Origin of the sequence: Klebsiella sp. 4_1_44FAA (assembly GCF_000238715.1) — a bacterium.
Classification (GTDB): Bacteria; Pseudomonadota; Gammaproteobacteria; order Enterobacterales; family Enterobacteriaceae; genus Klebsiella; species Klebsiella pneumoniae.
Genome location: NZ_JH414843.1, coordinates 1 through 996, shown reverse-complemented (window position 1 = coordinate 996; position 996 = coordinate 1). Strand labels below are relative to the sequence as shown.

The following is a 996-nucleotide window of genomic DNA, read 5'->3' as shown; positions in this document are numbered from 1 at the left end:
GCGGCTTCCACCGCCGCCTTGCGCGGGTCGACCGGTTCGGCGGCCGGGGCGTCCACCGGCGCGGCCTGCTGTTCGGCTTTACGCGCTTTGGCGCGGGCGATAGCGGCTTCCACCGCCGCCTTGCGCGGGTCGACCGGTTTGACGGCCGGGGCTTCCACCGGCGCGGCCTGCTGTTCGGCTTTACGCGCTTTAGCGCGGGCGATAGCGGCTTCCACCGCCGCCTTGCGCGGGTCGACCGGTTCGGCGGCCGGGGCTTCCACCGGCGCGGCCTGCTGTTCGGCTTTACGCGCTTTGGCGCGGGCGATAGCGGCTTCCACCGCCGCCTTGCGTGGATCGACCGGTTCGGCGGCCGGGGCTACCATCGGCGCGGCCTGCTGCTGCGCTTTGCGCGCCCGGGCCTCAGCCTTACGCGCTTCGCGGGCGGCAATCGCCTCGCTGTTGTCAGGTTTGGCGCCGGCCTGGATCACGATCGGCTGCGCGGCATCGCGCTGTTTATCCCGTACCCGGGCCAGGGCGGCGCTAATCGCCTCCTGATCTTTGGCGGCAGGCTGAACGGCGGCTTTTTTATGCCGCTCGGCGCGCGCGGCTTTCTCACGCTCCAGGCGCGCCTGTCGGGCCTCGAATCGGGCTTTGGCTTCCGCAGCGTGCTGCTCTTCCTGACGAATCGCCGCGATCTCGGCCTTTTCCTGACGGAAGTACTGCACCAGCGGAATATTACTTGGACATACCCACGCGCAGGCGCCGCACTCGATGCAGTCCGCCAGATTATGGGCAGTGGCTTTATCGTGCTGCTGACCTTTGCTGAACCAGTACAGCTGCTGCGGCAGCAGATCGGCCGGGCAGGCGTCAGCGCAGGCGCTGCAGCGAATGCAGCCTTTCTCTTCCTGCGGTTCGCCCATCTCACTGGCGGAAGGCGCCAGCAAACAGTTGGTGATCTTCACCACCGGGACGTCGAGCCACGGCAGGGTAAAGCCCATCAGCGGGCCGCCCATGATC

1 protein-coding gene is annotated in these 996 nt (G+C 68.2%); it reads right to left on the bottom strand.

All coding sequences use genetic code 11. The annotated features are described in order from the left end of the window. Window positions 1–996, bottom strand: a 996-nt coding sequence (locus tag HMPREF1024_RS0127950) for a 4Fe-4S dicluster domain-containing protein (protein ID WP_032451476.1), incomplete at both ends; no start/stop codon positions are given.